Here is a 7,156-nt window from a genome sequence, read left to right on the forward strand (position 1 = left end):
CCGTCTCGCACTGAAGCCGGGCGGTTGATCGAATGAACGCGGCGGGCCGAATCCATCGGCCCGCCGCGTTCTTCGTAGATGGTGCCTCCGCACCCACGACTGTCATCCCGAAGAAGCGCCGTCGCCAACCTCGCTCGGAACCCTCGCAAGCCCCGTGAGCGACGCATCGAGGAAGACACCTCGCATCCATGGATGTCATCCCGAAGGAGCGGCGACGAGAAACCCGCCCCTGCACCGACGACGGCAGCGACTGAGGGATCCGCCACACACCCTCCGAAGCGCTCGCCGCCAGCCCCGAGCATCGACCGTAACGGCCCCAGGTCGCGCCGCACAACCTCAAATCTCACCGGTGCATGCAGTCCACGCAGGTGGACTTCGTGTGGTTGTTGCAGCGGATTCATCCGCCCGGGCGGAGGCCTGCTCAGCGGATCTTCCGTCTGGCACCCACCGGCCCTCCCCGTCAGCCGATACCGTACGTGAAAATACGCCTGATCACTAGTTGCCAGCGGCCCGGAAAGCGGATTCCAGAACCCCGTCCAGCTTGCGGCTCATCCACTCGATCTGGCGGTTCGCCGAGCGCCGCTCCAGCCCCTCGGCCAGCACGGAGGCGGCATAGACGTCCACGGGAACGCCTTCGTGCTCCGCTTCCCGCTCCAGCCGCGCCCTGAGGGTCTTCGGAATGGCAAGCGCGGGGTTGGTGCGTGCGCCCTGCCCCGCCCACTCCGCGTTCGGCTGGACCGCAACGCCCTGCCGCTCCGACAGAAAGGTGAGCACCGCGGGGAAGCGGTCGATGGCGCGGAGCAGGTTGTCGAGGGCGCGGCTCTGAAGCACGCGCCCCGCCTCCCACCGCGCCACCGTCTTGCGCCCGACGCCCAGCGCGTCCTCCAGCCCCGCCTGCGTGAGTCCCCATCGCCGGCGAAGCGCCGCGATCTCGTCCGGCTGAAGGAAGCCGTTCTGCTCGCGGTACAGCTCGGTCGCGCGCCGCTCGGCCGCGACCGCCTGCTCGAAGCTGTATTCCTCTTCGCCACAGACAGCGCAGCGATACAGCTCCTCGCGAACGGACACCGTGGTGCCGTGGATGGGAAAGTCGCGAACGCGTTCCACGGCGTGGAGGTGGTCGGCGCAATCGTGAGATGGACCCGTGCTCATGGCTGCCTCGCTGTCAGACGCGGACGTCATCGTCGTACTCGTGGAAGGAGAAGATGATCACCAGTTCCCTCGCGGTGCGCATCTCGACTTTGAGCTTCGCCCAGATCAGCCGATTGTGCTTGAAGATCCGGTAGACGTCCACCCATCCCGATTCGTTCTCTTCCGCGAACTTCCAGTGCTCCGCGCGCAGCGCAAGGATCGTCTGCCGCACCGCGATTGCCGGGCTGCCGACGGAAGCCGGAAGCAGCGCGGCGGCTTCATCCCGCGCCTTGCGCGTGATGCGGATGGAGGAGAGGCGCGCGAGCGTGTGCACCTGCTCGAGCGGATGATGTGGCCCTCCAACCTTTCGGCGATTGCCTCTCGTCATGATGGCGGCGCGTAGCCAGGTGGCTACGAGTTCTCGGGTGGGCTGCTCCAGCTTGGGAACGCCGCCCAAGGTAGCAGTACGCCAACCCGAGTCCTAGAAATACTTCCCGCCACGCGCCGGACGCCACTTTCCCCGGGGTAGCATGATGCATACCCGGGCAATGCCGCACAAGTGCCCCCCGACGAAACGCAGCGGAGCAGCAGAAATGATCCTCCGCTGCTCCGCTCATCTTGCCCGCGACCTCCCCGTCAGCCGATCCCGTACTCGCGCGCCAGGAGTTCGTACGAGCGCCGGCGGGCCGCGTGGCTGTGGACGGTGGTGATCACCATCACCTCGTCCGCGCCCGTTTCCTCGACGACGGCATCGATGCGCTCCCGTACGTCCGCCGGCGTGCCCACGAAGGTCAGCGCGCGGTAGCCCTCGGCGACGGCGCGCTCGCGCGGCGTGTAGGGATACGCCGTGGCTTCTTCGGGCGTGGGGATGGGTCCGAACTCGCGCCGCTGCAGCCGCACCCACGCCAGCTGCATGGACGACGCGAGAAACTCCGCCTCGTCGCGCGTTTGGGCGCAGACGGCGGACACCGCCACGATGGCGTGGGGCGCGGGGAAGGCGTCAGACGGCTGAAAGCTCTCGCGGTAGGCCTGGAACGCGGGCGCGGGCGGGCTGGGGCTGAAGTGCCGCGCGAACGAGTAGCCCAGCCCCAGCGAGCCCGCCAGCCGGGCGCTCGCGCCGCTGGAGCCCAGCAGCCACACCGGCGGCAGCGGCACGTCGCCGGGCACCACGCGCACGCCGCGGAAGGGGTGCCCCTCGCCGTACTCGCCCCGGGACAGCGCGAACATCTCCTCCAGCTGCTGCGGAAACTGCTCGGCATCGAACGGCCGCAGCGCGCTTGACGTCACCGGGTCCGTTCCCGGCGCCCGCCCGATCCCCAGGTCGATGCGCCCGGGATGCAGCGCATGGAGCGTGTGGAAGGCCTCGGCGATGCGCAGGGGCGCGTGGTTGGGGAGCATGATGCCGCCCGATCCCAGGCGGATGCGCGAGGTGGCCGCGGCCACGTGCGCGATGACGATTTCCGGAACCGAGCTGGCGATGCTGGGCATGCCGTGGTGCTCGGCGTACCAGCACCGGGCGAAGCCCAGCCGTTCCGCGAGCTGCGCCAGGTCTACCGTGTTCCTCAGCGCCTCGCTCGCCGTCGATCCCGAGGCGACGGGCGCCAGGTCCAGCACCGAAAGGGGAACCGCCATGTCCGAACCTTCTCCTTCGACAAAGCGAAACGCGGAACAGAGCGGCCCACGGCGGAGTTGCGCCGTGGGCCCTGGTAAGGCGCTCCCGCCGCCGGGCGATCCGGGGCTACGGTCTGCGCACCGAGATGGACGATGACTGGATCAGGTCCTCGACGCGAAGCGCCACCCGCTCTCCCGGCGCCACGCGCACGCCCGCGCTGGTGAACTTGGCGTCACCCCCGATGATCTCGGCGTTCAGGTGCAGCGTTTCGGACTGACCCGCCGACATGCCGCGATACGTGAACGTGGCGGTGCGCCCGGACACCACGGTACCGAGCCGTACCGAGGTCCCGCCGCGGACGACGTAGACCCGCACGTCGCGGCGGTTCTGGTTGCTGACCTCCACCGTCACCGGGTCCGCCGCCGGTTTCCGGCCTGCGCCGGACGACGAAGCACACGCCGCGCCAACGAGAACAGCCGCGGACATCACCAGCGCGCGAAGTAGTTTGTTCATGGTTCCGTGCGGGTTGGAGACGCGGCTTTCACCGGGGCCGGGAAAGCCGTCAGGGAGAGGAGGAGCGACGCGGAGCCTGGGATGAAAGCGGCGCCCGGGGAATGCTCCCCCCGGGCGCCGCACCGATCAGCCTGCTCCGGCCGTGTTCAGCATCCGGGCGCCGAACCCGGGCCCCCGCGCGCCAGGCACTCCACGAAGGGAATCGGGAAGAACTCGATCGACTTGTCGCCGGGACGCGGATAGTTGACCAGCGTGCCCAGGCGGTTGAAGCGGCGCAGGTCCATCCACCGGTGCCCGCCCTCGTACATCAGCGAGTACCGGCGCTCGTACAGCAGCGCGGTGATGAACGCGTCGTCGTTGGCCGGCATGGCGATCGCCGCCAGCCCGCCCGAGTTCGTGCGCACGAAGTTCAGGTCCGCCAGCGCGCCGGGCTTGTCACCCGTGAACCAGCGAGCTTCGGCGCGCGAAAGGATCAGCTCCTCGTTGCGCACCCAGGGAATGGGCGAAGCCGCGCCGCCGGAGCCGAAGAACGGCGCCGTGCGGTAATGCTTGAAGCGCAGCGAGCTCACGATGTTGTACCGGTTGATGGTGCTGCCGGTGGTGTCCACCTTGAGCAGGAAGCGCTCGTCGCGCGTGCCGTTCGCCTTGAGCTGCGCATCGGTCCTCAGCGTGGGCTCCGCCACCTCGGGCGAGCCCGTGGCGAGGCCGTTCGCCCGGTCGCCCGAGGCGGCGCTGAAGGTGTAGTACGCGCCGCGGTTGAACTCCGCCCGCGCACCGCTCGACGTGCTGATGAACGACTCGTTCAGGCTCGTCAGCGCGGCGGTGTAGTTCTTGGTGAGGATGTCGAGCCGCGCGCGGAGCGCCCGGTTGAACTGCCGGAACGTCGTGCTCGGGTTGCTCAGGTTGAGCCCCGAGCCGGTGAGCCCGGAAGGCAGCTTGAAGGTGAACGTCGATCCGCCCTTGGCCAGGTGGGCCGCGCCTTCGTCGAGCAGCTGGCGCGCCTTGGCGTAGACCTCGGCCTGCGGCTTCAGCGGCGACGGCTCGGCGAGCGGGTCGGCGTTCACGTCGACCACGCCGTACTGGTGCATCATGGCGATGACCAGGTACTCGCTCCCCATCACGGTCTTCACGAACCCGCGGAGCCCCTCCTTCTGCGCGTCGGTGTACTCCGTGGCCGCCACCTTGTCGATGGCCGTAAGGAGCACGTTCCCCTGCGCGATGGTGCCGTACGGGTTCAGGAAGTTGTGGTTGCCCGCGAAGCTCGACGGGTCGATCGCGCCGGTGACGAGCTCGGTGACGTACCGGCCCTCGTTCGGGTCCAGGTAGTAGGCCTCGCGGCCCACGATCCCGGTCAGGCGCACGCGGGTCGCCGGGTCGATGCGCGCCGAAGCGAGCATGCCGGCGGCCGCCGCGTCGACCAGGGTGCGGTTCGGGCTGGTCTGCAGGTCGCTGAAGCCCGCCCGGTTGTAGTCGGGCACGTTGATGTCCGAGCATGCGCCGGCGGCGAGGACCAGGGCGAGCGCGGAGGCAACGTACCGTTGCCTGTTTCTTGGATTTCGCATGTAATTTCTCAGAACTCGAGGTTGATGCCGAGCGAGTACACGCGGCTCGGGGGGAACGGAGTCACGTCCTGGTTACGCCCGGCGGACACGTTCCCGAAGTTGCTGACTTCCGGGTCGTAGCCCGTGTAGTCGGTCCACGTCATGAGGTTGCGACCCGAAAGCTGCAGCTGCGCACCGCGCACCCGGCCGCCCAGCATCTGCGTCGGAACGTCGTAGCTCAGCGCGAGCTCGCGCAGCTTCACGAAGCTGCCGTCCTCGATGTACACCGGCAGGTTGTTGGGCGACGCGAACAGGAACAGGCGCTCCTCGCCGGAAAGGCAGGTCGGTCCGCACGAAGAGAACGGGCGGCTCTCGATGAGGTGGCCGTCGGCGTCGCGCTTGAGGTTGCTGGGCGCGTCGTAGTCGGGCGCGGTGAAGGCGCCGTCGTAGTAGTTGCGCGTCAGGTTCACCACCAGGCCGCCCTTGCTCCAGTCGAAGAGCGAGCTCAGGCGGAAGCGCCCGAACTGCAGGTCGTTCAGGAAGCCCATCTGGAAGTCCGGCTCGGACTCGCCGATCGGGTCCACCTTGAGAACGCCGGCCTCGTCGCGCCCGTTGTTGGCGAACACCGTGGTGGGCGAATAGCCCTTGCGGATCCGGTAGCTGCCGTAGGAGTTGCCGAACGAGTTGCCGGCGCTGAACTCCGGCACCGGCAGGTCCGTGACCTCGGTGCGGTTGTGCGAGAAGGTGGTGGTGGTGTTCCACTGGAAGGCGCCACGCTGGATCGGCGTGCCCTCGAGCGACACTTCCACACCCCGGCTCTGCATTTCGCCGCCGTTGAAGTACTCGATGGTGAAACCGCTCGACTGCGGCAGCGTGCGCGACAGCAGCAGCTGGGTGATCGTGCGGCTGTACGCCGTCACGGCCAGCTGCGCGCGGCGGCCGAACAGCGTGGCGTCGAAGCCGCCCTCGAGCTCGGTGACGCGCTCCGGGCGAAGCGTCGAGGAGCCGATCGCGCCGTTGATCGTGAGCTGCGGGTTGCCTTCGGTGTTGCTCACCGACAGCGGGGTGTACTTCTGGGCGTACTGCGGCTCACTGCCGCTGGACCCGAAGGCGGTGCGGAGCTTGAGCTGGTCCAGGACGCCGAACGACCGCGGGAAGTTGTACGCGGCGGCAGCCTTGGGGTAATAGTAGTACTTGTCGGTGTCGGCGTTGTTGCTGCTGCGGTCGCCGCGAAGGCTCGCCGTCAGCGAAAGGCTCTCGTTGAACAGGAGGAGCTCCTCCTGCACGTAGCCGCCGAAGGTACGCACGCGCTGGCGCGAGCCGGCCGAAAGCTGGTTGGCGGCCTGGAACGGCAGCTCCAGGCTGCCCAGCAGGTAGCGGCCGGTCACCTGGGCCAGGCGCAGGTCGCGGTCCTCGTACTGCACACCGCCCGAGGTGGTGGCCGAGAAGGCACCCGACTCCGGACGCAGCGTGTGCACCAGGTTGACGTTGCTGTTCAGGTTCAGGTTCGTGCCGCCGCCCTTCACCGTCGTGCCCGGGTTGGCCGGGTCGGCCTGCACCTGCAGGCTGGGCGGGAAGTACAGGCGGTTGTCCTGGTTGAAGTAGTCGGCGCCGCCCGTGGCCACCAGGCGAAGCTCGTGCGCGCCACGGCTCAGGATGTCGAACTGCGCGTTCGCGGAGCCGATCACCCGCCACACGTCCTCGTCGTTCGTGGAAAGCTCCGACGTTTCCAGCGGGTTGCTGTCCAGGAACGGGTTGCGCGGGTACAGCCCGTTCTTCGGCCGGTAGCTCACGAAGTTCGGGGTGAACGAGATGGCGCTGACGTAGCTGGCGCCGGTGTTGTCGTTGCCCGTCACGCCGCGCGCGGCCACCGAGTGCAGGATGTTGCTGGTCGCCGAGAACCGGGCGCGCCGCCCCACCTGCTGGCTCACGTTCAGGTTCAGCGACTGCTTCTCGTAGCCCGTGTTCGCCGCGATTCCCTCGTCGTTCTGAACCAGCCCCGAGAGGAAGTACTGGGTGGTCTCGCTGCCGCCACCCACGCTGAACGTGGTCTGGCGCTGCGGGGCCTTGCGCCCGAACACCTCGCGCTCCAGGTCGTACGTGGCCTTGGGGGTCCCGTCGGCGTTGAAGTACTCGCCGACCGTGGAATCGTCGACGTAGCCGGCTTCCATCGCCCGCTCCGCCGTCCACTCGCGCGAACCCAGGGTACGCGAAAGCTCCGCGTAGCCGAAGCGCTGCGAGAAGGTGTACCGGGGCGCGCCCGCACGGCCGCGCTTGGTGGTGATCACCACCACGCCGTTGGCCGCGTCCGTCCCGTAGAGCGTCGCCGCCGAGGGCCCCTTCACGACCTCGATGCTCTCGA

General features: G+C 68.5%; 6 protein-coding genes. All 6 read right to left on the minus strand.

Annotated features, from left to right (window positions below; all coding sequences use genetic code 11):
* Positions 1 to 495 precede the first annotated feature (495 nt).
* Entirely contained in the window at positions 496 to 1,179 is a 684-nt protein-coding gene (locus VIB55_RS23705; protein ID WP_331879156.1) for a type II TA system antitoxin MqsA family protein, read from the minus strand.
* Positions 1,163 to 1,585, minus strand: coding sequence for a type II toxin-antitoxin system MqsR family toxin (locus tag VIB55_RS23710; RefSeq protein WP_331879157.1), 423 nt, complete (start codon positions 1,583 to 1,585; stop codon positions 1,163 to 1,165). The genes VIB55_RS23705 and VIB55_RS23710 overlap by 17 nt, the downstream gene beginning before the upstream one ends.
* Positions 1,586 to 1,764: 179 nt before the next feature.
* On the minus strand, positions 1,765 to 2,760 hold the full coding sequence (locus tag VIB55_RS23715; RefSeq protein WP_331879158.1) for an LLM class flavin-dependent oxidoreductase: 996 nt from the start codon (positions 2,758 to 2,760) through the stop codon (positions 1,765 to 1,767).
* A 106-nt stretch (positions 2,761 to 2,866) separates the two neighbouring features.
* Positions 2,867 to 3,253 (minus strand): hypothetical protein, encoded by a 387-nt coding sequence (locus VIB55_RS23720; protein WP_331879159.1) that lies wholly within the window; start codon positions 3,251 to 3,253, stop codon positions 2,867 to 2,869.
* Positions 3,254 to 3,399: 146 nt separating this feature from the next.
* On the minus strand, positions 3,400 to 4,731 hold the full coding sequence (locus tag VIB55_RS23725; protein ID WP_331879160.1) for a RagB/SusD family nutrient uptake outer membrane protein: 1,332 nt from the start codon (positions 4,729 to 4,731) through the stop codon (positions 3,400 to 3,402).
* 92 nt (positions 4,732 to 4,823) lie between these two features.
* Positions 4,824 to 7,156: hypothetical protein (locus VIB55_RS23730; RefSeq protein WP_331879161.1), on the minus strand; the 2,333-nt coding region annotated here is incomplete at its 5' end.

Source organism: Longimicrobium sp. (assembly GCF_036554565.1).
Lineage (GTDB): Bacteria > Gemmatimonadota > Gemmatimonadetes > Longimicrobiales > Longimicrobiaceae > Longimicrobium.

What these genes read in the sequence shown, in the direction of transcription:
- VIB55_RS23705 (WP_331879156.1), bottom strand. Translation starts at nt 1,179, where the DNA reads ATGACGTCCGCGTCTGACAGCGAGGCAGCCATGAGCACGGGTCCATCT.
- VIB55_RS23715 (WP_331879158.1), bottom strand. Translation starts at nt 2,760, where the DNA reads ATGGCGGTTCCCCTTTCGGTGCTGGACCTGGCGCCCGTCGCCTCGGGA.
- VIB55_RS23720 (WP_331879159.1), bottom strand. Translation starts at nt 3,253, where the DNA reads ATGAACAAACTACTTCGCGCGCTGGTGATGTCCGCGGCTGTTCTCGTT.